A 24,391-nucleotide genomic window follows, 5' to 3' on the forward strand; every position below is an offset into this window, starting at 1 on the left:
CCGGCATCGCCCACCTCCACAACATCATCCTCACCGGATGACACCAACATCGTTACCCGGCAACGCCTCCACCGAGTTACGAGACGTCCTTTAGTGCCTCACATACCCGTGTGGTTAGGACACGGCTCTTACTCCAGGTCCACGACCTGCTCCAGGGCTGCGCGGATCGTCTCGTCGGACACCGTGTCACCGGCAATTTCCACCTCGGCCACGATGCGGCCGTCCACTCGCTTACGCAGTATCAGGAAACGACGCCGGTCACGGTTGAGCCAGGCATGGAACAACGCCACGACGCTGCCCAGTGCCCCTCCTCCCCCGACCAGGATCGTGAGGTACTGCTCCCATCCCTTGGTGCCCGGGACGTCGGAGCCCTCGTCGTGTGCGATCAGGCCCTGTTCGAGCAGATCCGCGCGCAGGTCGTCGGCCGCGCTGAGTGCCGCTTCGTGGTCGTCCGCCACACCGGTCAGGCCGGGACTCACCACGATCGTCAAAGGACCCACCTCGCACTCCTCCTCGGAAATACCGGCGAGCCGTACAGTAGACCACTGGTTGCGTTGTGGGCAGTCGGGAGCGAGCGTGTACAAAGCCCTGCTCATCTGCAATTCAGACTATGGCCGGCCCGGGACGCTGCCGTTCCTTCGTGGTCCTGAGAAGGACGGGAACCTCCTCGCCGCCGCCCTGGCGGATCCCGAGATGGGCATGTTCACCGACGCGACCGTCCGGCCGGAGCAGAACCTGACCTCGGCACAGATGCAGCGCACCATTAACGAATTCTTCAGGTCCGCGAGTCCCGAGGACACCGTGCTGTTCTACTTCAGCGGGCATGGCCGCAGCGAGTTGCAGAAGCTCTACCTGTGCGGCGTCGACACCGAACGGGATCTCATCCCGGGCACGGCCGTCGGAAACGACACCATCAATGCGATCTTGCAGCACTGCGTGGCCCGGACGAAAATTCTCATCCTCGACTGCTGCCACGGCGGCGCGTTCAAGGGCGACAACCTGGCCGAGCAGTTCGCCGGCCGAGGCCGGTTCGTGCTCACCGCTGCCGCCGCCACCGAGCTGGCCAAGGACGCCGAGCTTGACGGCCAGCCCAGTCCGTTCACCGCAGCCCTCGTGGACGGGCTGTTGGGCGGTGCGTCCGTCGACAACGACGGCAACATCACGCTGGCGACGCTCTACGACTACCTGCACGCCATGCTCACCAATCCGCGGCCGGGCCAGAAGTTCGACGGGTACGGCCGAATCGCGATCGCCCGCCGGTCCGTCCCGGCCGCGGAACCGGTCCCGCCGCCGGCAGCGGAGGCTGATCCGCAGCCGACCGATCCGACCGAACAGGCCCTGTCGCTGCTGGAACGGCCAACTTCCGGGACGGCCGTGAACACCCAACAGCTGGCCCAGTTCCGCGCGAACCTGCGACCCGACATCGCCGTGGAGATGCCGCCTGCCCTCAACACCACCGAGTTCCTGCATCGGGCCCATCTGATGCTCAACGGGCGGCTGACCTACGCGGGGGCGCTGCTGTTCGGCGAGGATCCGACGGCCGTGGTGCCGACCGCCATGGTGACCTGCGTACATTTCAAGGGCTCGAACCGGGACGAGTGGTACGTACGAGAGGAGTTGCGTCGGACGGTACCGGAGCAGATCGTTCAGGCGCGGAACTTCGTTGCCCAGCGGACCGCGCAGGGTGAGACGTTCACCGGGGACTCGATGACACCCGTGCCGGTCAACGACTACCCGATGATCGCCGTACGGGAAGTCATCGCGAACGCCCTCGCGCACCGCGACTACGAGCACCGGGGCATGTGCGTGCACGTACGGGTATTCGACGACCGAGTGGAGATCGTGAACCCGGGTTCCTGGCACGGGCCGCAACTGCCCGACGGCGAAGCGGTTCCGATCAGCCACCTACGCTCGGAGTCCGACCGCCGTAACTTCCACTTCGCGCGGGTGCTGACCTGGATGCGACTGGTGGAGGGCGAGGGCTCGGGCATTCCCCGCGCGGTCGGCGAATGCCAGCGCATCGGCGCTCCTGAACCGACAGTTGTGCAGACCGGCGACTGCGTCATGGTGACGATCTATCCCCGGGCCCGGAGAGCCACCACGAGGGTGTACGTCTCGTCGACCTTCCGGGATCTGGCCGAGTGTCGCCGCGCGGTTCACGCCGCCGCGCGGCGGCTGAACGTCGAAGACGTCGCGATGGAGTCCTACGTCGCGGAGAGCCGGCCGCCGCTTGAGACGTCCCTGCGGGCCCTTGCCCGCAGCGATCTCTACATCGGGCTGTTCGCGTGGCGGTACGGCTATGTGCCGGAGGGGCACGACCAGTCGATAAGCGAATTGGAGTATCGGGAGGCGCAACGACTGGGCAAACCGTGTCTGATCTTCCTGCTCGCTGACGACGCACCGTGGCCGGCCTCCATGGTCGACCGTGGCGAGGCGGGCCAGCGGATCGAGGCGCTGCGCACCGAGCTTCAGGAGCGCCATCTCGTCGAGTTCTTCCGCGGCCCGGAGGATCTCACGGCCCTGGTGACCGCGGCGCTGGCAAACGTCCTCGCAGGCAAACAGCCGGCCGAGACCGACGACACGGCCATCGCCGAGAGCGTGCAGGGTTACTTCCTGCGGCTACGCCAGCGCTACGGTGGGCTCGACCTGGAGGCGTTGTCCCCACCAGGGTACGACGGCTACCGACGGGTCGATCTCGGATCGATGTTCGTCGAGCCGGCTGCCCGCGAAGAGGTCGGGCCCGGCTCGGACGCGCCGGCCACGCCCCTGTTCGAACTGTTGACCGATCCGGGTCGTCGAACAGTGACGCTGCTCGGCGCCCCGGGCGCGGGCAAGTCGACAGTGGCGCGGTATCTGGCACTGTCCCTGACGGAACCGCGTCCGGAGCCCCGACTGGCGCCGCTGCGCGGGCACATTCCGCTGCTGGTTCAGCTCCGCTCCTACCTGGCGCCGGCTGGCGACGGTCGGCGGGAGGGCATTCTCGACCACCTCGACCACCTGCACCGCGCCGAGGGCCTCGGCCTGCCGCGCTCCGTGCTGCGCGCCCTGCTGGACGCCGGGCGGCCCATGATCTTCATCTTCGATGGGCTGGACGAGTTGTTCGACCCCCGCCAGCGTGAGGCGGTGACGGGTCTCATCGCGGCGTTCGCCAGTAAGTATCCGTCGGTGCGGGTCGTGGTCACGACGCGGCCGATCGAGTACAGCCAGCGGATCCTGACCGAGGCCGGCTTCCACCACCTCACCCTGGAGACTTTGCACGACGCTCAGATCGACGAGCTGCTGTCCAAGTGGTATGCAGCGGACACTCCGGACGACCCGGGTAGGGCACGGCCGCACTGGCAACGTCTCCGCTCGACGATCCGCGATACCCCGGCCATCCGGGCGCTGGCCGGTAACCCGTTGCTGCTGACCACTCTGCTCGCGCTGAGTCGACGCCGGCCGGAGCTGCCGAGGAACCGGTGGCAGCTCTACGACCACCTCACGGACCTGCTTCTCGACCGCTGGGACCAGCACCGCCATCTGAGCCCGACCCAGCACGCCGCAGGCTTCGTCGACATCACCGACAAAAAGCACATGTTGGGACGCCTGGCGTACCTGATGCAGTCACGGGGCACCGCGCGTCTCGGGCGGAACGAGCTCGGCCGGGCCTTCGAGTCCTACCTGGAGGAGCGGTACGACCTGCCACGTGAACGGTCCCGCCAGGTCGCCGGCGAACTCCTCGACGAGTTCCGGGTGCGCGACTTCATGCTCGTCCGGTACGACGACAGCCAGTATGGCTTCGCGCATCTCGCCATCCTGGAATGGTTCTGCGCGGTAGACATCGTCCGACAGCACCACCAGGGGTCAACGGAGTCGTTGCCGGCCCTGTTCGCCGCGCACTGGGCCGACCCGTCGTGGTGGGAGGTGCTCCAGCTCGTCGCGGGAGCGGTGCCCCCGGCGCAGGCCGGGCGGCTGATCCAACTCCTCACGACCGAGGTCAACCGGCCCTGGCCGGCCGAACGGTTCACCGAGCCGCCGTGGAATCTCGTGCTGGCCGTACAGTGCCTCGCCCAGCTGAGCATCGGACCGGCGGCGGCACATTCGGCGTACGCGCTCCTGCACCAGCTCGTCCTGCTCATCGAACACGGGGTTTCCACCGACGACGCAGCCACCGCCGCACTGGTCGAGGCGCAGGTGCTGCCGGTGGTCAGGACGATGGGCGCTGACTGGCCGGGCCGAGAGACCTACCCGCGCTGGTACCGGCGACGCGGGTTCGAGCTGACCCGGGATACCGCGTTTGCCGAGGTCGCCGCGCGGCTCGCCGTGCCGCTCGGCACCCCGCGCGACGGCATCCAGGAGCTGCTCGACCAACTGGCCGGCGACGGGGATCACCAGGCCCAGCTCGCGCTGGTCGTCGGACTGGCCGAGACCGCGATGTCGGCGGCTCGGCTGCCGGCCGAGCGGGACCGCTGGACGGCCGGTCGAGCCCGGCTGATCGGGTATGCCGTCAACAGCGCCGACCGGGCGGTGCGACGTGCCGCACTCGACGCGCTCGTCAGCGGGTACGACATCGACGACGCCCTCGTGAATCTGCTGCATCACCGGGTCCGCAGCGACGAGGACACCGCGGTACGCGTACTGGCGGCGCGGGCTCTCGGCCACCACGACGCCGGGGACGTCCGCGACATCCTCGGCGAGAGACTCGCCGAGGACTCCGCGCCTGCGGTGGTGGAGGCGGCGGCCACCACGCTGCTGAACCAGGCCGACAACGCTCCCCTGGTCCGGCGGCAGTTGCTCGGCCGGCTTCGCGAGGACGAGTCCGGCGCGGTGCGCAGCACCGCCGTCCGCCTACTGAGCCGGCACTTTCCGGACCCGGAGCTGATGCTCGAACTGGTGCGCCACGACCCCGACCCGGACACCCGCCTCGCCGCGCTCGAATCACTCGTACAGATCACCGACAACGACGCGACCGTGCTCCACGTAGCGCGTCACGATCAGGCGCCAGCGGTACGGCTCGCCGCCGTCCACGCTCTCGCGAACCGCAGCCGGGACTCTCTCGCGGACGTCGCCGACGGCCTGATCCGAGACGCGGACCCGACTGTGCGACGGGCCGTCGTCCGTACTCTCGTCCGGGCCGGCACCCGCGACGACCTCGCGCTCGACCGCATCCGCGAGGATCCGGACCCGCAGGTGATCCGCGAAGCGGCCACCGGGCTCTTCGGCTGGCAGTCCCCCGCGCGCACTGAGGTCGTCACGGCGCTGCTGCGTCGCGGCGGCCACGACGCTGACCCCGCTGTCCGAGCCGCAGCCGTCGAACTGCTCGCCAGATCGCCACTGCCAGCCGCGCAGTTGAGGGAGTTACTTCTCGACCGAATCAACGACCCGGATCCCGCCGTCCTCGTGTCCGCCGCCGACGCGCTGCTCGCGGCGAACTACGGGTCGGAGGTCGCACCGCTCCTCCGAAGTCGCGCCGACAGCGACGACCCGACCATCCGGCTCGCCGTGGTCGAGCTGCTCAGCCGCCAGGCCAAGGGCGACAGCGCCACCCTCGCCCTGCTGGTGGATCGCGCGAGGAACGACCCGGACATCGCCGTCCGCCGCGCCGCCGTGGCAGGTCTCGCGCATGACGGGCCGCACGGCCCCCAGGTCGTCGACCTGCTCCGCGACCTCTTCACCGACGACGATCCCGGCGTACGTCGCACAGCGGCCTGGGCACTGGCGCAGCACCACCCCACCGAGGGGTTTCGCGACCTGCTCGTGGACCAGGCCGCCCACCATCCCGAGCCGGGTCTCCGGCGGCTCGCCGAGCAGACCCTCGCCTGGTTGCCCGGCACCGAGATCGACGAGCTACCCGACCGCACACCGACCCGCCCCGGTCCCCCGTAGACGCCTTCGTCGGTACGCCGACCCGATCGGCTCGCGGTGAATCGGGTTGTCGGCTCCGGCCGATGCAGGTCGTCACCAGACGGATATGTCACTGAGACATGATCATGTCTCAGTGACATATCGCTTCATCGAATGGTGCCTCCCGTCGACCCGCAGGGCACCCCGTAACCGCTCAACTGCGGGCGTCTCGCTGCGGCTCGCCCACTCACTGCTGCTGCAGTACCCGGGGTTCACTCAGAAGGCCGGCAACGCCGCGGATGTTGTAGGTGCTCATGAAGTCGTAGACGTCCAGCGCCTCGCCGAACTCGTCCTCGATCTTCGCAAGGACCTCGACCGCCACAATCGAGTCGCCGCCGAGGTCCAGAAAGTCGTCGTGCACGCCGATCCACTTGAGGTTCATGGTGCCGGCCCAGATCGACAGGAGACGCTCTTCGACGCCGTCGACAGGGCCTTCGAACAGGGTGCACGTGCCGGCGATGACGGCGGACCGGACGTATTCGGTGTCGAGCGTGTCGCCGGCGAGCGGCATGGCGTCGACGAGTAGCACACCGTCCAATCCACAGCCTGCACCGAGCCGGTCCCACACGTAGCCTCGAAGCTCCGGCCCGCTCACGTACTGGGAAAACTCGACGACGCCGATCGTGGCTTCCCGATCATCGTGGCGGATCGTCGTCGCCCGGGCATCACGCACGGCCGGATGCCCCAGCAGGGTGGATGCGAGCTCTGCCAAGCCAACCATGAACCGCTCCTTCAGTAACGGCGGCAATCCGAGCCGTCGGCACGAACTGACAACAGTCGCCAATGTGCCACGGAAGCCCGACTGGTCGCAGAGAAGAATCGGCAGAATTTCCGGAAGTGGTTGACTGCGGCTGCTTCTTACCGCCCACCCTTGCCCGCGCCGGTCGATCGAACCACAATTCTCCCCGAGGGTGGCGAGCCTGCGACCGTTCGCTATTCGACGCCACATTTTCGCCGGCCCAGGAGGTAATGGACGATGAACGAGATCAGCTACGCACAGTCGTCGCTCGTCGAAGAGGACATGCCAAGCACCACTGCGGAGCGGGCCATCGCCGACGTGTGGGCCGAGGTACTGAATCTCGACGAGGTTGGACGGCACGACAACTTCTTCGACCTCGGCGGTCATTCGGTGCTCGCGACGCAGGCCGTGGCCAGGTTGTGCGTCGCGCTGGACCGGCAGCTGCCGGAGCGAGCACTGTTCGACTGGCCGACCGTCGCGACCCTGGCCTCGGCCCTGCCCGGTTATCCCGTCGCCGAACAGGTTGCACCCATCAAGCGCCGGTGAGTTGACGGGTCCGGCGGGATCCGGGGCCGAAGGAGCGCCGCTACCGCACTGAGCGCGTACCGCAGGTGCGCGCCGGCGCCCCGGTCGCGCGGTCGGATCACCGTCGCCGTTCACGTCGAGTGCGGCAACCTTGGTGCGGCCGGTCCGGGTGACGACGGCGGTGTGCCCGCGGGTCGGACAAACCGATCAAGCCGGAACCACACGACATGCCGGATCCTCACGACATCGAGCAACCAAACTATCGTTCAGAATTCACCGGGGTTTGGCTCGCGCACGCCAGCAGTAAGACGATCTGGAACCCGCCAAAACCGCCTACCGACGAATTGAGGTTACTCGCGCTATCCCTGCTCGGCGGCCCGCGCGAGTCCGCCCGGTTGCCACCCGAACGACTTCCGGAACAAACGTGATTGATGATCGTCGTTCCGTGATACCGTATGCTGGCCGACATGGTGCGAGTCGAGTTCCGGGTTCTCGGAACATTGGAAGCCGTGGTCGATGGTTCCCCCGTGCCGATAACCTCCCCGCGGCAACGCATAGTGCTGGCCAATTTGCTGATGGCCGCCAACCATGTCGTGACCGTGGAAAAGCTGATCGGCGCAGTTTGGGACGATTCCCCGCCGCCCAGCGCGCGTGGACAGATCCAGATCTGCATCTCCGCGTTGCGCCGGGCTCTCGGCAGTCCGGAGATCATCGACACCAACCCCCTCGGGTACTCCATCCGGGTGACCCGCCAGCAGCTGGACTACCTCCTGTTCGACGACGCCCTCGCCCGGGGTCGGTCCGCCGCAGCCAAAGGTCAGCTGGACGAGGCGTTGACGCACCTGGACCGCGCGATCGACATCTGGTCCGGACCGGCGCTGGGCGGAGTGCCCGGCCGGGCCGCGGAAGTCGTCTCCCACCGTCTGGAGGAGCGGCGGATCATGGCGCTGGAGGACCGCGCCGAGATCCGTCTGGGCCTGGGCGGTCATCGGGAGCTGGTCGAGGAGCTGGTCGCGTTGACCACGGAGTACCCCCTGCGGGAACGCCTGTGGGGGTTCCGGATGCTCGCTCTGTATCGGTCCGGACGGCAGGCTGAAGCGCTGGCGACGTACCGGACGGCCCGCACCAACCTCGTGGGTGAACTGGGCATCGAGCCGAGCCAGTATCTGCGCAAACTGGAACGCGCGATCCTCAGCCAGGACAGCAGCATCAGCGGTGAGTCGGACGACAGCAGAACCGAGACCGCCACCAGCGTGCACCGTCCGCAGGAGTTGCCCGCCGATCTGCCGGACTTCGTCGGCCACGCCGCGCTGATCGACACCCTGACCGCCACGCTGACAAGTGAGGACACCAGACAGGTACCGATCGCGGTGATCACCGGCGCGCCGGGCTGCGGCAAGACCTCGCTGGCCCTGCACGTCGCACACCTGTTGCGCGCCAAGTTCGTCAACGGCAGCCTCTACGCCTGCCTGTACGGGAGCACCGCAGCGCCACGCTCGACCGACGCCGTACTCAGCGATCTCCTGCACGGACTCGGCGTTGCCCCGGCGGCGATCCCGGTCGCGCCCGGGCAGCGGATCAACCTGTTACGGAGCCAGTTGGCGACGCGACGGGTGTTGATCGTGCTGGACGACGTCGGCAACGAGGACCAGATCGCCGATCTGCTCCCCGGCGTGCCAGGCCCGGCGGTGCTGATCACCAGCCGTCGCCGGCTCGCCGGCATCCCGGGCGCTCGGGCCGTCGATGTCGACATGATGTCGGCCGACGAGAGCCTTACCCTGCTCGGCCAGATCTGCGGGGAGCAGCGGGTCGCCGCGGCGCCCGAGGCCGCGGCGGAGCTGACCGAGATGTGCGGCGGCCTGCCCCTGGCCGTGCGTATCGCCGGGGTCCGACTGGCTGCGCACCCGCACTGGGCGGTCGGCACCCTGCTGGACCGCCTGCGCGACGAGCGGTCTCGGCTGGACGAACTTTCCCACGGTGAGGTCGCGGTCCGCTCGCTGCTCGCTGACGTGTACGAGTCCCTCACCGTACCGACGCAGACTCTGTTCTGGCTGCTCAGTGCGCTGGAGATACACGAGTTCAGCGCCTGGACCGCGGCGGCTCTGCTGGACTGCGATTCGAAGCAGGCGACGGCACTCCTCGACGAGCTCGTGGACGTCCGGCTGCTGGAGGCCCATCTCTCCGCGCTCACCAAGCAACCCCGCTACCGATTTCACGAACTGGTGCGGGTGTTTGCGAGCGAGCACCGGCTGACGCAGGACGACAGGGAGGCGTGCATTGCGGCGGTCACCCGGTCGCTCGGCGCCCTGCTCGCCTTCGCCGAGGAGGCTCATCATCGGATCTACGGGGGGCGGTTCGCGGTTCTGCACGGCACGGCACCTCGATGGGCCGGCGCACGTGCCGAGTTCGACCGCTTCCTCGGCGATGCGACAGCCTGGTTCGACGAGGAGCGCATCACGCTTGAGGTGGCGATCCGCCAGGCGGCAGAGTTGGGGCTGGACGAGCTGTGCTGGGAGCTGGCCACCGTGTCGGTAGCCATGTATGAGAGGCGGGGCCTGTTCGTCGAGTGGCGCACGACGCACACCATCGCGCTGGAGGCCACCAGCAGGGCCGGCAATCGCCGGGGTGAGGCCGCCGTGTTGGCGTCGCTCGGCTCGCTGGGCGTCGCCCAGCACGCCGAGGACGACGGCGAGAACCTGCTGCACGCGATGAGCTTGTTCGACGCGGTCGGCGACCAGGCCGGGTCGGCATTGACGCTGCGCAACCTTGCGCACCTGGACCGGATCCAGGGCCGGCCCGACCGGGCGGTGCTGCGTTACGAGCAGGCGCTGGCGAGGTTCCGGACAGTGGGCGACCTTGGCGCACAGGCCCATGTACTGAGTGGACTCGCTCGCAGCCACCTGGATCTCGGTTCGCCGGAACGGGCCGAGATCCTGGCGAAGGAGTCGCTCGCGCTGGGTGAACAACTCGGTAACCGGCGTCTCCAGGCCCAGGCGTTGTACCGCCTCGGGGAGGTGTTTGCCGACTCAGGGCAGTCGCTGGCCGCGAAGGCCGTCTTCCAATCGGCACTGGACCTGGCTCGGACCCAGGACGACCGCATCGGCCAGTCCTACGCCCTCAACGGTCTCGGCGGGGCCATGTTGGAGCAGAACGAGTTCACCGCGGCTGAGATTCATTTCAGCGAGGCGGTCGAGATCTGCCGGATCACGCAGGAGCGGAATGTTCATGCACACGCCCTGTTCGGCCTCGGCCGGGTGTACATGGGCCGGGGCGAGTTCGATACCGCGGAACACTTCTTCGTGCAGGCCGCGAACGCCTTCGCGATGCAGGAGAACAACCCGTGGCACTCGCGTTCCATCGACGAGTTGGGCGCGCTGCGCCGCGCCGCCGGCCGGCTTACGGCGCAGAGCAACAAGGATGGGCCGGCCGGCGAGGTGAAGACCTGACCCGGGTCAGCCCCGCTGGCCGGCCAGCCGCCAACGTTCGAGCTTCCCGGCGGCCGAGCGTGGCACCTGGTCGACGAACGTCACCCGCGTCGGCACCTTGTAGTTGACCAGACCGGCCCGGCAGTGCGCCATGAGCTCACCGGTACTGACCGAGGCTCCCGGCTTGCAGACGATGTAGGCTCCGACCGTCGAGCCGAGCACCTCATCCTCGGCCGCCACCACCACGGCGTCCAGCACCGCGGGGTGTTCCAGCAACTGAGCTTCGACCTCGTTGGGGTAGACCTTCTCACCGCCCACGTTGATCACATCGTGCCGTCGGGGGGCGAGGAACAGGTAGCCGTCCTCGTCGAGCCATCCGAAGTCGCCGACGCTTGCGAAACCGTCAGCCGTCGTTTCCAGCACCTGGCTGCCCAGGTACGCGTCTCCTCTGGAGACCCGACCGGCGCGCATGAACACCTTGCCGGTCTGTCCCGGGCCCAGCCGGTTTCCGGCGTCGTCCCTGATGCTGATCTTCGTGAAGAACCCCCGGCCCACCGTTCCGGGCCGCTGTTGCCACTCGTCCCCACGCACCAGGGTGCCGCCGATGTTCTCGGTCGAGCTGTACACCTCGTACAGATGTTGTGGCCCGACCAACTCGATCCACCGCTTCTTGGTGAAGGAGTCGCACGAGGCGGCCGTGTGCATCACCGTACGCACGCTGCTGAAGGACGCCGGGTCTGGCTGGAGAAGCAGCAGGATGGTGCGCATGTGTGCCGGGGTGAGCTGGATCCATTCCACCGCGTAGCGCTCGACCAGTTCCACCGTCCAGGCCGGCAGGAAGTACGGCGGCAGAATTGTGGTGTTGCCGTCGAGGAGCCCGTCCAGCAGCGTGGTGAACGGGGCCGCATGGTGCAGCGGGCCGAGGATCAGTTGCCGCTGACCGGATCGCCAGCCGGCGCGACGGCGCAGCGGCAACGGCACCTGGTGCGGATCGTAGACGAGTGGTCCGGGCCGAATCGCGATCTTCGGCCGGCCGGAGCTGCCGCCGGTGGGCAGCAGGTAGGCGATCCGGCTGGCCGTCGACGCCGGCGACCCCGCCGGCCGGCCCGCGTCGACCACAAAGTCGGTGTCGATGAGCTGAGCCCGGCCGTACGTCTGACCGATGAAGTTGAGGAGCTTCTCCCGCTCGGGTGCGGGCGAGGCCGGGTTCAGCGGCAGCAGGGGCAGCTCCGCGGAGAGCACGGCCACGATGTCGACCACCGACTGGATCGTGTTGTTCGCCTCGATCGCGACCACGCCGGGACCGGTCCCCCGGGCGGCGGCGTCCAGGAGTGCGTCCGCCCGCCGGCCGCTCCGCTCGGCCAACTCCCGCCACGTCAGTACCTGCTCGACGGAGTTCTCGTCGAAGCCGATGACCGCAGGCCGATCGGCTGACAACTCCGCGATATCGGTGATCCGCTGACGGATCGATACGCTCATTCGGGCCTCCCACAATCGAGTGCGTCGTCATCCACCCGGCGGTCGGCGACCTGCCACGGGCCGGCCGAGTGGACGAAACGCAGACCCACACGGCAGACCTGGCCAGCGCACACATGATGGACGCAGGTCGATGATGGCCCGCCCGGGCTGGCGCACGCAGAGAACAACCGGCAGAACAACGCACACGACCCGACCGCGAGTCGCTGCCGGTCCTTCTCTACTGCGGGGCGCGGACCGCTCAATAACCTGGCGCACATGGTCTCACCAGGGCACATCGACAGTGCCGCGCCGAGCACCCGGACGACGCGGACCCACCAGGCAACCGGAACCCGCGCCGCCCGGCGCCGGGGGCGATCGGTGAGCCTGGTCCCGCGGCCATCGGTGACCGTGCGGTTCAGCGGAACGCGATCGGCCGAGGGGCCGCTCAACATCGGCCAGTACAACATTCTGCAGTGGCTGCGTCGTGAGTCGGAGCAGTTCTTCGCGGCCGTCGCGGGGGAGCTCGACGTGCCGGCCGCAACTGCGGTCGATGACGTCGCCCAGGCACTCGCAGTCCTGGTCGAGCGGCACGAGGGACTACGTACGACCTACGTCGACGGCACCGAACCGCAGCAGTTCGTGCACGCCACCGGTGAGCTTGTCGTAGAGGTTTACGCGATCGAGACCGCCGACCCACAACTCGTCGACCGGGCCAGCCTGGCCAGGGACCTCACCCGGCGGTTGCGTGCCGCAGGCGCGTACCGCATCGGCGAACTGCCGGTCCGGGTCGCCCTCGCGGTGTCACCGGGTGACGCGTCCACCAGCTCCGCAGGAGTGGTCCAGGCCGCGGTGATCGGCTGCTCGCATCTCGCGGTCGACTATCAGGCAATGGAGATCATCAAGCGGGAGTTCGCGGACCTGATCCGCGATCGCGATGCGCGGCCGGCCGGCGGACCACCGATCCAGCCGTTGGACCTGGCCGCCCTGGAACGCACGCCCAAGGCCCTGCAGCACGAGGAAACGGTTCTGAGCTACTGGAAAGACCGCTTCTCCCGCATGCCGCAGTGCCTGTATCCGGTCCCGCGGGTCGCCGCCGGCAACGGGTCGGTCGCCGTCGAGATGACCTCCACCGCAGCCGGGATGGCGTTGCGAGCGGTGACGGCGCGCACCAGGACGAGTCGGGCCAGCGTCGTGCTGGCCGCGATCGGCGCGGTGCTCTCGCACCGGACCGGCGTCCGGGAACTCGTGCTCCCCACCCTGTCCGCCAATCGCTTCGAGCCGCACCTTCGGCAGCACGTCGGCAGCCTCGCGCAGCTCGCGTCGATCACGCTCACGATCAGTGACACCACCTTCGACCGGCTGGTCCGGCAGGCGTGGGCCGCTGTGGTCGACGCGAGCCGGCACGGCCGTTACGACGTGGACCGGCAGAGTGCCATCGCACGCCGGATCGAACACGAGCGCGGCATCGCATTCGATTGCGAACCGCTGTTCAACAACCTTGTCATCGAGTCCGGTCGGGCGACCGGCCGGGCCACCGCACCGGTACCCACGCCGGACGAACTGGTCGCCGCGCGACGCACGACGCAGCTGCGGCGGCAGCCGATGCCGGCCGGGACCACGCTGATCCGCTTCGACCTGTACGGGACCGACGGACAGTTGCGTCTCGGCTGTTGGAGCAGCGACACCGGCCGCATCCCCGACGACGAGGTCGAATCGCTGCTCCTGGCGGTCGAGAACCTGTTGATCGCGGCCGGCTCCGCTGACCTCGGTGCCCGAGGGATCCGCGACTCGATCCCGCTCAGCCCGGTACAGCGGGGCGCCGGCTGGCTGCTCGTGGACGGCTGCTGGATCGAGGTGGCCGAAGTGCAACGGCTGCTCGACGACAGCCTGCCGTCGACCGGTGCCAGAGTCTTCGCAACCGTGGACGGTCTCCCGTTGGTCGCTCATCTGGCGCGGACCGAGGCCATCGGCACACCCGAACAGGCCCACGCCGCTTGCCTGGCAGCGGTGAAGGCGTATCCGACGGCGATGGCGCCGCGGCGTTACGTCATCTGCGAACGCGTCCCGGACAACCCCGACGACCCGGCCGCGTGGACCGACGTGTGCGGCGAGGGATCCGGCCGAATGGTCGGAACCGTCGACAACGGGCCCTGCTGATTCCACCCGACCACCATTTGCAACGAAGGGAGCCGACGGTGACCACGAGCAACATCACGCCCGCGCGCCTCACGCCCGCGGTACCAGCCGAGGAGTCGGCACTGCCCGCGGTGCTGACCGCGCCCCCCGGTGGCGTACCGGCCGAGAGTCACCTCGCCGGGATCCGGGACTCGGTGCGTCGGCAGCTGCGCACCCACGGCGCGGTCCTGCTGCGCGGCTTCGACATCGGCAACGTCAGTGGGTTCGAACGAGTCGTCCGGGCGGTGTCCGGCGCGCCGCTGTCCTACGCCGAGCGGTCGTCACCGCGGAGCACCATCGAGGGCCAGGTCTACACCTCGACGGACTACCCACCGACCGAGGAGATCTTCCTGCACAACGAGAACTCGTACCAGGCGACCTGGCCGTTGACGTTGTTCTTCTACTGCATCACCCCGCCCGAAACGCAGGGTGCCACGCCGCTCGCCGACACCCGCCGGATCCTACGGTCGATCGATCCGGCCGTGCTTGAGGAGTTCACCCGGCGCGGCTGGACCGTGGTACGCAACTTCACCGAGGGCTTCGGGGTGCCGTGGCAACAGGCGTTCAACACCACCGACCGGGCCGAGGTCGAGCGCTACTGCGCACGTAGCGGTGTGGAGGCCCAGTGGGTCGGGCGCAACGGCTTACGTACGACGGCCCGCCGACAGGCGGTGCACCAGCATCCGGTGACCGGCGAAACCGTCTGGTTCAACCACCTCACGTTCTTCCACGTGACCACGCTGCCCGAGGAGGACTGCGAGGGGCTGCGGGAGATGTTCGACGAGGCGGACCTGCCCACCAACACGTACTACGGCGATGGCGGGCCGATCCCCGACGAGGTCGTGGCGCACCTGCGCGACTGTTACCGAGCCGCCCAGCGCCGATTCGACTGGGAGCGTGACGACGTGCTGGTCGTCGACAACATGCTTGCGGCTCACGGCCGTGAGCCGTTCACCGGGCCACGCAAGATCGCCGTGGCGATGGCCGAACCATTCCCGGCTTCGTGAGGACGGGTGGCACATAACCGACGGGGGACACCTTCGCGGCGGCCCTCCGTCGGCCTGCCCGGGAGAGACTGATCAGCCCCACGGCGTGTCGCCGGCGAAAGCGACCACCGAAGTCGGCGGTGTGACGATCAGGCGCGGACCGGAAACCATTGAAACTCGCAACTCAGTACCCCTTGTCTGCTTCGGCTCTTGTGCCGGCTGCCGCCGACAGGAACGAAGCTATGGCCGGCCGTTTTCGGCTCCCCATCACGACGCTTTTCTCGCCGGCCGCTGCCGACCCGATCGGCGATAGCGGTATGGAGGCGCCCGGGACGACGGTTGAGCAAGAATTGCCTACTCTCCGTCAACGAAGGCGACCCTCCTCATGGCCTCATGGTTGGACCAGCGGACCGATCCGCATGCCGGCACCGCCCCCCTGATCTGCATACCCAGCGCCGGTAACGGCGACTTTCAGTTCGATCGGTGGCCCGACACCGTCGGCCCGTGGTGCGTTGTCCGCCCACCGGCCGTGGGCGGCCTGGGCGGCGAAGCAGCGGGGACGCGCGCCGCGGCCCCGCTATCGTCAGGGCTGCCGGAGCGTGCTGCGGAGCTCGTGACGGACCTCAGGCACCGGGGGGTCGAGAAGTTCGCGTTGTTCGGCCACGACAGTGCGGCGCTGCTCGGCTATCAGGTCGCGGTCGAGCTGGACCGGCGCGGCGCGCCGGCACCGCTGCGCCTGTTCGTGTCGGGCTGTCCCGCTCCCCGGTACCTCAACCGTGCGGACGAGGCGCACGACGAACCGACCGACGACGAACTGACCGAGCGCGTGCTGGCGACCACAGTCGCCATGGGCGGCAACCCGCTGCCATCGATCGTCGCAACCGGCGTACGTGCACTCCGGGCCGAACTGGCCGCGTTGCGGGCCTATCGAATGCCCCAGCCGGGGCCGCTGCGCTGCCCGCTGACCGCGATCCGGTGGCGGGACCAGGGCATCGAGACGGAGGTCGTGGCCGGCTGGTCGGCGTACGGGGAGACCGATCTGGTGCAGTTGCCCGGATCCGGGTTGAGCTATGCGACCGACCCGGCCGAGCTGTTGCGGGTAATCGGCGACCGGATGCCGGCCGGTGACATCCGTCGGCCGGCCGAGAGGTGACGGCGGCCGGCCCGAGGCCACGAATCGCCTCACCCGCGCGTTCTCCGCTGGCCTACGCCCGACCAGGGGAACGACCAGCCGCACCCGAGTGACCCGAGTCGTCCGCGGCTGCACACCGATGTGCAGCCGCGGACGGCGGACTCAGATCAACCCGGCCGCTACCCCGCAGGCCACGGCGTGGGCTCGGTTGCGAACCTGCAACCGAGCCATCATGTCGTAGATGACGTTCTTCACCGTGTGGTTGGAACACAGCAGTGACCGGGCGATCATCGCGTTGTCCTGCCCCTCGGCCATCAACGCGAGCACCCTCGTCTGCCGGGGCGTCAGCGGTGACCGGCCGGCCGCCCGGGACGTTCCGGTCTGGTCCGGCGTACCGGCGCCGCCGAGTACCCCGACCAGCACCTCGTGCGGCAACCGGACCTCCCCGTCCCGGGCGGCCTGCACCGCGGCGGCCAGTCGGCTCGGTGTGACGTCGGCGAACCGGAGCATCACCAGAGTCCCCGAACGTAGTACGCGTACCACGTCCGTCGGTGAGAAGCGGTCCGCGATCAGCAGTGTCCGCTGCGCCGTGGACCGTGGCCGCGGCGGGCACGCCGTGAGTGCCTCCTGCACCGTGTCGACAGCCGTGACGATGACGGTGTCCGGTGATCCGTACGGGTCGGGCACCGGTGTGACGCCGGCCTGCCGCAGCGCGGCCAGCACCTCGGCCCGGATGGTCGCGTTCGGGGCCACCACATGTGCAGTCAATGCCATCATGATCTTCTCCTGTTCGCCGTTCACAACATCCCGGCCCGCAGGGCGAAGGCCACCGCGTGGGCTCGGTTGCGCAGCCGGAACCGCCGCGTGATGTCGTGCACGACACTCGTCACGGTGCGGGTCGAGTAGCACAGCTCCTTCGCGATCTCACCGGTCTCCCGGCCCTCGGCGATCAGCCGCAGCACCGCGCGCTCGCGGTCGCTGATGTTCGACGCCAGGGTGCCGGCGGGAACGGCCGGCGCGGCGAGCAACCGGTCGAGCATGTCCGGCGAGACCGTGCAGTCTCCCTCACCGGCGGCCAGCACGGTGCGGGTGAGCCGCTCCGCGGTCGCCTCCCGGCGCCGGAGCAGGCCGCGCGCACCGGCCGCGATGGCCCGCAGCGCGTCAGCCGGCTCCACCTCGGGCACTACGAGCACCACCTCGGGCCGGTCGGCCCCGGTGCGGACGGCCCGCACCGAATCCAGCGCGTCCTGGCCCAGATGGTCGACCACCAGGACCGTGACCGCCGCCTTCTCTCGCGTCGTCACCACGGCGATGTCCGGGCACCCGAGCATCGCGCTCGTCACGCCCGCCTCCAGCACGGGGTCGGTCGCCATGACGTTGACCCACATCGGTTCGCCCATCACGCCTCCTTCGTCGTCACGCCGGGGGCGTGGCGTGGCGTCGGAATGTCCTGGTCGGATGTTTCCGCGACGAGCTAACTGGTCGCTGTCGACTCGCTGTCGACCCGCTGTCGGCCGCCGACGCAGGCCGATAGCGCAGTATCGACTCGCCATCGTCGCGCAGCGCCGGTCGTCCAGCCCGGTACGGCGACGGGCCGGCTGCGACGGCGGCCGACCCGGTGGCGGCCGGGTCCGCACCCCGTCGCCCCGACAGCCAGCCTGGCCGCCGGGCGACTCGCCGCCCGCCACCGGATCGACCACCGCAGGGCGGAAAGAAGCAACGACAGTCGGCGTCTTCCCGTATCTCTGCCGATTCTTCTCTGCAGTCGTTCCGTGTTTCCGTGGCACATTGACAACCGTTGTGGATCCGTGCCGAGAACGTCGATTGCCGCCGTTACGGAAGGAGCGGTCGAGGGATGCCCGGCAGTCCAACGTTGGCCTCCTACCTGGACGGACACGCACCGAAAAAGCAAGGGTCGATACCGAAAAATCGCCGAATCGGCAGGACGTGGGTGAACAAGTGATCAGTTCTGACGTCAGTGACATCGCCGCGGATCTTGCTGCGAACGCCACTTTTCTGGAGATCGCCGAGAATCTGGGGCTTTCGCCGCTTCTCGATCGTGGAACGCCGTTCACGCTGGCCGAGGCAACGACCGCGACCGGCGTTCCCGAAACTCGCGCTCTGCTCTTCCTGCGCGCCATGGCCGCCGCCGGGCTACTGGAGCGCGACGCCGAGACCGGGCCGTTCACGCCCTGTGCTCAGCTCGCGGACCGGCGGCACGAGGCGGGTTACCTCTCCTGGTCGCTCAATGCGAACCGTCCGTACATCGATCACGCGGAGCGGTTCCTGCGTGAGCCGGACGCGGCCGGCCGGCAACACCAGCGCGACGGCCGGCGGGTGGCGGTCTCGTCCCGCTGGATCGGCTCGCGCGGCTTCTATCCCGGCGTGTTGTCCGAGATCATCAACCGCAAGCCCGGGCGCATCGTCGATCTCGGTGCCGGCGCGGGCGCGCTGCTGATCCGGCTGCTGACCGAGCTGCCCACCAGCACCGGCGTGGCCCTGGACCTCAGCTCGGGGGCCTGTGAGGAGGCCGAACGCGCCGGCCGCCGCGCCCAGGTGGACGACCGGCTCACGGTGGTCAACCGGTCCGTCGAGACGCTCGTCGACGACCCCGGTCCACTCGACGGCGCGGACATCATCCATGCCGGCTTCGTCATGCACGACGTCGCTCAGCATCCCGAGGTCTTCGCGGGTGTGCTGCGCGCCTGCCGCGAGCGCCTCGCCGACGGTGGCTGCCTGGTGGTCACCGACGCGGTGCCGTACGTGGACACGCCGGGCGAGCGGGCCTTCAGCGCCCTGTTCAGCTATCTGCACGAGAGCTCGATGGGCGTCCGGCTGCCGACCGAGGACCGGTGGTGCGAACTCTTCCGGCAGGCCGACTTCTCCGCGGTGACCAGCACCCCGCTGGGGATGCCGGGCAGCCGCCTCTTCGTGGCCACGCGATGAGCCGGAACGGCGCAGCAGCGGCCCTGGCGGAGCCCGACGCCGAGCGCATGGCCACGGCCCTGTACGAGGCGCGGAGGAACCGCGTCCCGATCGCTCCGTTCACCGACGCCTGCCCCACGCTCGACGCGGCGGGCGGATACGCCGTCCAGCGCCGGCTGACCGAACTGTTGATCGCCGACGGCGAGCGTGTGATCGGCTACAAGGCCGGGCTCACCTCCGCCTCGATGCAGGAGATGTTCGGGGTCCACGCCCCGGACTACGGCCCGGTGTTCGCCTCGACCGTCCGCACCGACGGTGCCTGCTTCGCTCGTGACGAGTTCATCTCGCCGAAGGTGGAAGCCGAGATCGTCTTTCGTCTGGCGAGCCCGTTGACCGGTCCCGGCGTCACCGTGGAGCAGGCCCACGCGGCGATCGGAGAGGTCGTCGCCGGTCTCGAGATCGTCGACTCCCGGATCAGGGATTGGCGCATCCGGCTGGGCGACACGATCGCCGACCTCGCCTCGAACGGCGCGGCAGTGCTGGGACGCTCGATCCCGGCCAGCGCGGAGCTGGACTACCGGCTCGTGCGGATGGCCTTCCGCCGCAACGGGGAGCTGGTCGCGTCCGGTCGGGGCGCCGACGCCCTGGGCAATCCGGTGGCGGTGGTGGCGCTGCTGGCGAATCTGCTGGGCGAGAGCGGCATCACGCTGGAGGCCGGGCAGTTGATCATGACCGGCGCCCTGCACGCCGCGGTCCCGTTGAGCCCCGGTGACACCTACACCGCCGAATTCGATCATCTGGGCTCGGTCACTCTGCAAGTAGCGAACACGTAGTCCCGACGCGGGTAGGAAGGCGATCCCCTCGATGAATGCAAGACGACGACTGTCAGTTGGGGTGCTCGGCGCCGGGCTCATCGGCGTCGACCTGGCGGTGAAAGTCGAGCGGTCCGCTGCACTGGACCTCCGCCTCGTCGCTGGCCGGACGGCCGACAGCCCGGGCCTCAAGCGGGCCGCTCGGCTGGGGCTGCCGGTCGCGAGCCGGGGCCTGGCGTCCCTGGCCGACCTCGACGAACCGCTCGACGTGGTCTTCGACGCCACAAACGCCGGATCGCACGCCGAACACGCCGAGGCGCTGGCGCCGCTCGGCACGCTGCTGATCGACCTGACGCCCAGCCGGATCGGGCGCATGGTCGTCCCCACCGTCAACGGCGCGGAGGCCGCCGCGCACCGCGACCTCAACATGGTGAGCTGCGGCGGGCAGGCCTCGGTGCCGATCGTCCGGGCGATCTCACGAGCCCACCGGATCGACTACGTGGAGGTGGTCGCCACCGCCGCGACGCTCAGCGTCGGCCGCGGAACCAGGCTGAACCTCGACGAGTACGTGGAGACCACGCAGGACGCGCTCCGCGAGTTCACCGGCGTCGAGGATGTGAAGGCCATCCTCAACGTCAGCCCGGCTCGTCCTCCGGCGACCTTCAGGGTGGCCATGTCCCTGATCGGCGAGGGGTTGACACACGATTCGGTGCACCCACTCGTGGCGTCCGCCGCCGCCGACGTCCGTGCCTTCGCCACCGGCTATGCCGTGACGAGCTGCATCGTGAACGACAGCAAGGCGTTCGTCGCCGTGGAGGTGACCTCCGCAGGCGACCAGATACCCGCCTACGCGGGCAACCTCGACATCATCAACTCGGCTGCGATCCGGGTCGCCGAGCGTTGTGCGGTGGAACGTCGATCGATCGAGGCCATGGAGGTGGCGTCATGAGCCAGCAAGCCACGGAAAGTTCACCGAGACAGCCGATCCTGATCCATGACCCGACGTTGCGCGACGGACACCACGCCGTCCGCCACCAGCTCGGGCGGGAGCAGCTTCGGGCGTACGCTGCCGCCGCCGACGCCGCCGGGGTACCCGTCGTCGAGGTGGGGCACGGCAACGGCCTGGGTGCCTCGTCCCTGCAAGCCGGCCGAGCCCTCCTCAGCGACGAGGCGATGCTGTCGGTGGTCCGGGAGGCGTTGACCACCACGAAGCTCGGCGTCTTCATGCTGCCCGGCTGGGGCACGACCGAGAGCATCCGGCTGGCCGTCTCGTACGACGTCGACCTCGTCCGGATCGGCACCCACTGCACCGAGAGCGACCTGGCCGAGCGACACCTCGGGCTGCTGCGCGACGCGGGCGTCGACGCACACGGCGTGCTGCTGATGAGCCACATGGCGAGTCCCGAGCGCCTGGCCGAGGAGTGTGCGCGGCTCGTCGAGTTCGGTGCGACCGGCGTCGGCATCCTCGACTCCTCCGGCTACTACCTGCCGAACGATGTGAGCACACGGATCGCGGCCATCCGGTCCGCCGTCAGCGTGCCGGTGATGTTCCACGGGCACAACAATCTCGGCATGGCGGTGGCGAACTCGATCGCCGCCGCCGAGGCGGGCGCCACCATCCTGGATGCCTGCGCCCGGGGGTTCGGCGCGGGCGCCGGCAACACGCAGCTGGAAGTTCTCGTGCCCGTGCTCGAACGGCTGGGCTACGACACCGGCATCGATTTCTATCGACTGCTGGACGCGGCGGACATCGCCGAGCGGGAGCTGATGCCCGCACCACCCACAATCGATTCGATTGGCGTGGTGAGTGGTCTCGCCGGGGTGTTCTCCGGATTCAAGAACCGGGTGTTGGACGTCGCCACCCGCGAGGGTGTCGATCCGCGCGACGTCTTCTTCGAACTCGGCCGCCTGCAGGCCGTGGCCGGGCAGGAGGACCTCATCGAGGACGTGGCGCTCGCCTTGCGTGCCGGGTCCACGGGCCAGCTTGAACGGACGGCGAGCCATGTTTGACCAACTCAAGACCATCCTGGTCGAGGACCTCCAGATGCCGACCGAGGAGGTCGTCGCCACGGCCGATCGCGCCGAGGTGGGCCTCGACTCCCTCGCCGTGGTCGAGCTGTCGGCCCTGCTCAGCACGCGACTGGACATCGAGGTCTCCGACTACGAGCTGCTGGAACTCGCGACGGTCGGCGACATCGCCGATCTGGTCGCGGAGCGCTGTCGTGCGTGAGGCCACGGGGCCGACCGCGGGAGCGCCCCGTGGCGTCACGCGGCCGCTGTCGCGCAACGAGTCATCGCACCGCCCGTTGCCGGACATCACCGCCACGGTCGCGGCGAGCAGCCGGGACGTCCACCGCTATCCCGACCCGGCGTGTGCCGACCTGACCCTGGCGCTCGCCCACCGGCACGGTGTCGAGCTGGATCGGGTGGCGGTGGGCGCCGGGTCCTGTGCGTTGCTCCAGGCGGTGTTCCTGCTCGCCGGGCCGGGTGCGACGGCCGTCTACGCCTGGCGGTCCTTCGAGTACTACCCGATCCTCGCCGGCCACCTGGGGATCCACTCGGAGCGGGTGCCGCTGACCGACGACGTGCACGACCTCACCGCCATGGCCGATCGCATCACCGCCACGACCCGGCTGGTCGTCATCTGCAACCCCAACAACCCCACCGGTACGCTGCTCGGCCCGGACCGGCTGCGCGCGTTCCTCGACCGCGTCCCGCCGACCTGCCTGGTGGCCCTCGACGAGGCGTACTTCGAGTACGTCGACGAGCCGGTGGGGACCGGCGGCCTCGCGCTGTGCGACACGTACCCCAACCTGGTGGTCCTGCGCACGTTCTCGAAGGCGTACGGCCTGGCGGGGCTCCGGGTCGGCTACCTCATCGGCGCTGCGCGCATCGTCGCGTCGCTGCGCGAGATGACGCTGCCCTACGCGGTGAGCGGGCCGGCCCAGCACGCGGCAGTCGCCGCCCTCAACCTTGAGGATGTGCTCCTGACCCGGGTCCGGGAGACGATCGCCGAGCGTACCCGGGTGCGGGCTGCCCTGTTGGCCGACGGCTTCGCGGTTCCGGCCAGCCAGGCCAACTTCCTCTGGCTCGGGCTCGGCGAGAACGCCGGCCCGTTCGGCCGTTGGTGTGCCCGGGCTGGCATCGAGCTGCGGGTCTTCGACGGTGAGGGCGTCCGGGTGTCGATCGGTTCGCCCGCGGACAACGACGCGTTCCTCGCGGCGGGACACCAGTGGCGCGTCCGCAACGCACCGGAACTACTCACGACTGGAGCGCTGAGATGATGCCCGAGAACACAGCCCTTCACCGGAAGGTGATCGTCGCGCCAGGAATGTGCAGCGGTGGCTCTCTGATCTTCGGGCGGATCGGTGACTGGACGTGGGAATCGGTGGCCGAGGCCTGCCGCACCAACGTGCACGCCGCCCGCACCGCCGAGGGCCAACCGACCTACCTCTCGTTCTACTACTACCGGGTGCGGGGCGGGAAGGTCGTTCATCCGCACGGCTTGGCCTTCGGCGACGAACTCGAGGTGACGTCGAGGGTCTTCCAGTTCGGCGGCGGCTCGGTTCTCACGTTGCATCGGCTCGCGCCCGCCGGCTCCGGCCTCGGCACCGCGTTCCTCGATCCGGCGGAGGTCTACGAGACGCCGGACCCGGAGTGCATGTACGCGGAAACGCTCAACCGGTGGATCGCGCGTGGCAGTCCGGACAGCAACCGGGTCCTCTCCGAAACCGTCCCCCACGACTTCGACAACGCCGAGCTGCCGCGACTTCCCAACCAGTTCTCGCCACGTACGCTCGTCGGCCGCGCCCGCGGTGCGGGCAGCTTCCTCACCCCGGCGCCGCCGGGATTCGCCGTCGCCGGGGACGAGCTGTCCTTCGAGTACGCACTGGACGCCGTACGGGACATCAACGGCGCCGGGCTGGTCTACTTCGCCTCGTACTTCTCGATCTTCGACACGGCGCTGTTGCGTCTGTGGCGCAGGCTCGGCCGCACCGAGCGGCAGTTCCTCCAGCGGCGGGTGATCGATCAGAAGGTGGGCTTCTTCGGCAACGCCGACCTGGGCTCGCTCTTCACCGTCACCGCGCGGAGGTGGCAGAACGTCGCCGACCCGCTCTCCGAGATCGCCGACCTGGAACTCCGCGACTCCGCCACCGGTCGGCTGCTGGCCGTCGCGGCGATCGAGACGGAGACCCCGCCCACGCCGGCCTGAGGACCGCGTCGACGCGACAGGCTGCGAGCCCGGCCTGCACCCCACCGGCCACCTGATGGGCGCGGTTGCGAACCTGCAACCGCGCCCATCATTTCGTGGCTGACGCGCGTCACCGGGT

Annotated in this window: 18 protein-coding genes; 13 read left to right on the forward strand and 5 right to left on the reverse strand. The window is 69.1% G+C overall.

From position 1 onward, the window contains the following. Window positions 1-128 precede the first annotated feature (128 nt). Window positions 129-500 carry a hypothetical protein gene (locus ACFY2A_RS28050; protein ID WP_387175997.1) on the reverse strand — a complete coding sequence of 124 codons (372 nt, stop codon included), beginning with the start codon at window positions 498-500 and terminating at the stop codon, window positions 129-131. A 76-nt stretch (window positions 501-576) separates the two neighbouring features. On the opposite strand from ACFY2A_RS28050, the gene ACFY2A_RS28055 reads away from it, so the two are divergent. Next, the gene (locus tag ACFY2A_RS28055) at window positions 577-5,865 is read left to right on the forward strand and encodes a HEAT repeat domain-containing protein (protein ID WP_387175999.1); all 5,289 of its coding nucleotides are present in this window, start codon (window positions 577-579) and stop codon (window positions 5,863-5,865) included. Window positions 5,866-6,070: 205 nt separating this feature from the next. On the opposite strand, the gene ACFY2A_RS28060 is transcribed toward ACFY2A_RS28055, so the two are convergent. Continuing rightward, window positions 6,071-6,604 (reverse strand): phosphopantetheine-binding protein, encoded by a 534-nt coding sequence (locus tag ACFY2A_RS28060; protein WP_363919355.1) that lies wholly within the window; start codon window positions 6,602-6,604, stop codon window positions 6,071-6,073. Window positions 6,605-6,859: 255 nt separating this feature from the next. Here ACFY2A_RS28060 and ACFY2A_RS28065 point away from each other — a divergent pair, with 255 nt between their 5' ends. Beyond that, complete coding sequence (locus ACFY2A_RS28065; RefSeq protein WP_387176002.1) at window positions 6,860-7,168, forward strand: phosphopantetheine-binding protein; 309 nt, start codon at window positions 6,860-6,862, stop codon at window positions 7,166-7,168. A 446-nt stretch (window positions 7,169-7,614) separates the two neighbouring features. Beyond that, window positions 7,615-10,593, forward strand: a complete 2,979-nt coding sequence (locus ACFY2A_RS28070; protein ID WP_387176004.1) for a BTAD domain-containing putative transcriptional regulator — start codon at window positions 7,615-7,617, stop codon at window positions 10,591-10,593. Between the two features lie 6 nt (window positions 10,594-10,599). On the opposite strand, the gene ACFY2A_RS28075 is transcribed toward ACFY2A_RS28070, so the two are convergent. After that, window positions 10,600-12,051 (reverse strand): AMP-binding protein, encoded by a 1,452-nt coding sequence (locus ACFY2A_RS28075; protein ID WP_387176006.1) that lies wholly within the window; start codon window positions 12,049-12,051, stop codon window positions 10,600-10,602. A gap of 357 nt (window positions 12,052-12,408) precedes the next feature. Here ACFY2A_RS28075 and ACFY2A_RS28080 point away from each other — a divergent pair, with 357 nt between their 5' ends. The 3 genes from ACFY2A_RS28080 (at window position 12,409) to ACFY2A_RS28090 (ending at window position 16,344) form a co-directional block, all read left to right on the forward strand. Beyond that, complete coding sequence (locus ACFY2A_RS28080) at window positions 12,409-14,187, forward strand: condensation domain-containing protein (protein WP_387176009.1); 1,779 nt, start codon at window positions 12,409-12,411, stop codon at window positions 14,185-14,187. Between the two features lie 53 nt (window positions 14,188-14,240). Further along, a complete protein-coding gene (locus tag ACFY2A_RS28085; protein WP_387176064.1) occupies window positions 14,241-15,212 on the forward strand; it encodes a TauD/TfdA family dioxygenase in 972 nt (323 codons plus the stop codon). 364 nt (window positions 15,213-15,576) lie between these two features. After that, entirely contained in the window at window positions 15,577-16,344 is a 768-nt protein-coding gene (locus ACFY2A_RS28090; protein ID WP_387176011.1) for a thioesterase II family protein, read from the forward strand. A 141-nt stretch (window positions 16,345-16,485) separates the two neighbouring features. On the opposite strand, the gene ACFY2A_RS28095 is transcribed toward ACFY2A_RS28090, so the two are convergent. Together ACFY2A_RS28095 and ACFY2A_RS28100 are read right to left on the reverse strand one after the other, a co-directional pair. After that, window positions 16,486-17,100 carry a LuxR C-terminal-related transcriptional regulator gene (locus ACFY2A_RS28095; RefSeq protein ID WP_387176013.1) on the reverse strand — a complete coding sequence of 205 codons (615 nt, stop codon included), beginning with the start codon at window positions 17,098-17,100 and terminating at the stop codon, window positions 16,486-16,488. A 20-nt stretch (window positions 17,101-17,120) separates the two neighbouring features. Further along, entirely contained in the window at window positions 17,121-17,723 is a 603-nt protein-coding gene (locus ACFY2A_RS28100) for a LuxR C-terminal-related transcriptional regulator (RefSeq protein WP_363919369.1), read from the reverse strand. Window positions 17,724-18,282: 559 nt separating this feature from the next. Between ACFY2A_RS28100 and ACFY2A_RS28105 the strand changes: the two genes are divergently transcribed. Genes ACFY2A_RS28105 through ACFY2A_RS28135 form a run of 7 tightly spaced genes read left to right on the forward strand, consistent with a single transcriptional unit; the run spans window position 18,283 to window position 24,273 of the window. Next, complete coding sequence (locus ACFY2A_RS28105) at window positions 18,283-19,269, forward strand: class I SAM-dependent methyltransferase (RefSeq protein WP_387176015.1); 987 nt, start codon at window positions 18,283-18,285, stop codon at window positions 19,267-19,269. Next, window positions 19,266-20,081 carry a 2-keto-4-pentenoate hydratase gene (locus tag ACFY2A_RS28110; RefSeq protein ID WP_387176017.1) on the forward strand — a complete coding sequence of 272 codons (816 nt, stop codon included), beginning with the start codon at window positions 19,266-19,268 and terminating at the stop codon, window positions 20,079-20,081. The genes ACFY2A_RS28105 and ACFY2A_RS28110 overlap by 4 nt, the downstream gene beginning before the upstream one ends. Window positions 20,082-20,112: 31 nt before the next feature. After that, window positions 20,113-21,009, forward strand: coding sequence for an acetaldehyde dehydrogenase (acetylating) (locus tag ACFY2A_RS28115; RefSeq protein WP_387176019.1), 897 nt, complete (start codon window positions 20,113-20,115; stop codon window positions 21,007-21,009). Next, window positions 21,006-22,070, forward strand: coding sequence for a 4-hydroxy-2-oxovalerate aldolase (gene dmpG, locus ACFY2A_RS28120; RefSeq protein WP_387176021.1), 1,065 nt, complete (start codon window positions 21,006-21,008; stop codon window positions 22,068-22,070). Before ACFY2A_RS28115 ends, dmpG begins: the two co-directional genes overlap by 4 nt. Continuing rightward, window positions 22,063-22,290: an acyl carrier protein gene (locus ACFY2A_RS28125; RefSeq protein ID WP_363919379.1), complete on the forward strand. Its 228-nt coding sequence runs from the start codon at window positions 22,063-22,065 to the stop codon at window positions 22,288-22,290. Before dmpG ends, ACFY2A_RS28125 begins: the two co-directional genes overlap by 8 nt. Then, window positions 22,283-23,344: a histidinol-phosphate transaminase gene (locus ACFY2A_RS28130; protein WP_387176023.1), complete on the forward strand. Its 1,062-nt coding sequence runs from the start codon at window positions 22,283-22,285 to the stop codon at window positions 23,342-23,344. The genes ACFY2A_RS28125 and ACFY2A_RS28130 overlap by 8 nt, the downstream gene beginning before the upstream one ends. After that, window positions 23,344-24,273 (forward strand): LnmK family bifunctional acyltransferase/decarboxylase, encoded by a 930-nt coding sequence (locus ACFY2A_RS28135; RefSeq protein WP_387176025.1) that lies wholly within the window; start codon window positions 23,344-23,346, stop codon window positions 24,271-24,273. Before ACFY2A_RS28130 ends, ACFY2A_RS28135 begins: the two co-directional genes overlap by 1 nt. The last annotated feature ends 118 nt before the right edge of the window (window positions 24,274-24,391 follow it).

Origin of the sequence: Micromonospora sp. NPDC000442, from assembly GCF_042898635.1 — a bacterium.
In the GTDB taxonomy this organism is placed as follows: domain Bacteria; phylum Actinomycetota; class Actinomycetes; order Mycobacteriales; family Micromonosporaceae; genus Micromonospora.

Excerpts from the sequence above, each read along its gene's own strand:
- ACFY2A_RS28135 (WP_387176025.1), top strand. The coding sequence starts at position 23,344 with ATGCCCGAGAACACAGCCCTTCACCGGAAGGTGATCGTCGCGCCAGGA.
- dmpG (WP_387176021.1), top strand. The coding sequence starts at position 21,006 with ATGAGCCAGCAAGCCACGGAAAGTTCACCGAGACAGCCGATCCTGATC.
- ACFY2A_RS28110 (WP_387176017.1), top strand. The coding sequence starts at position 19,266 with ATGAGCCGGAACGGCGCAGCAGCGGCCCTGGCGGAGCCCGACGCCGAG.
- ACFY2A_RS28075 (WP_387176006.1), bottom strand. The coding sequence starts at position 12,051 with ATGAGCGTATCGATCCGTCAGCGGATCACCGATATCGCGGAGTTGTCA.
- ACFY2A_RS28095 (WP_387176013.1), bottom strand. The coding sequence starts at position 17,100 with ATGATGGCATTGACTGCACATGTGGTGGCCCCGAACGCGACCATCCGG.
- ACFY2A_RS28060 (WP_363919355.1), bottom strand. The coding sequence starts at position 6,604 with ATGGTTGGCTTGGCAGAGCTCGCATCCACCCTGCTGGGGCATCCGGCC.
- ACFY2A_RS28100 (WP_363919369.1), bottom strand. The coding sequence starts at position 17,723 with ATGGGCGAACCGATGTGGGTCAACGTCATGGCGACCGACCCCGTGCTG.
- ACFY2A_RS28115 (WP_387176019.1), top strand. The coding sequence starts at position 20,113 with ATGAATGCAAGACGACGACTGTCAGTTGGGGTGCTCGGCGCCGGGCTC.
- ACFY2A_RS28065 (WP_387176002.1), top strand. The coding sequence starts at position 6,860 with ATGAACGAGATCAGCTACGCACAGTCGTCGCTCGTCGAAGAGGACATG.
- ACFY2A_RS28090 (WP_387176011.1), top strand. The coding sequence starts at position 15,577 with ATGGCCTCATGGTTGGACCAGCGGACCGATCCGCATGCCGGCACCGCC.
- ACFY2A_RS28070 (WP_387176004.1), top strand. The coding sequence starts at position 7,615 with ATGGTGCGAGTCGAGTTCCGGGTTCTCGGAACATTGGAAGCCGTGGTC.
- ACFY2A_RS28125 (WP_363919379.1), top strand. The coding sequence starts at position 22,063 with ATGTTTGACCAACTCAAGACCATCCTGGTCGAGGACCTCCAGATGCCG.